At 58.4% G+C, this 305-nt stretch carries 1 pseudogene; it reads right to left on the reverse strand.

The window, feature by feature from the left end:
• Positions 1–186: pseudogene (locus GYB81_RS24265) on the reverse strand (site-specific integrase); the annotation flags it as partial.
• Positions 187–305: the final 119 nt, after the last annotated feature.

The raw sequence follows: 305 nt of genomic DNA on the forward strand, positions 1-305 counted from the left end.
CTCCAGCGTCATGCGCTCGGAGCCGCTGCGCTGGATGTACACGCCACGCACCATTTCGTCTTCGGTGCGGCGTGCCCAGTCTTCGGCGTCGCGCTTGGTGCGGAAGGTTTTGGCGTTGGTCGGCCAGCCCGTTTTTCGGACTACGGCTTTCCATGTGCCGGCAGGGGTTTTGACGATTGTTGCCATCAGATAAGGACTCCAAAGGCAGACTGGCTAACCAGTACTGTACCGATTTTGTACCTTTGGACCATGGGCTGATCCAGATGCCACAACCCTGAAAAGCTTAAAGCCGCGCAATGCGCGGC

Source organism: Pseudomonas yangonensis, from assembly GCF_009932725.1.
Taxonomy (GTDB): domain Bacteria; phylum Pseudomonadota; class Gammaproteobacteria; order Pseudomonadales; family Pseudomonadaceae; genus Aquipseudomonas; species Aquipseudomonas yangonensis.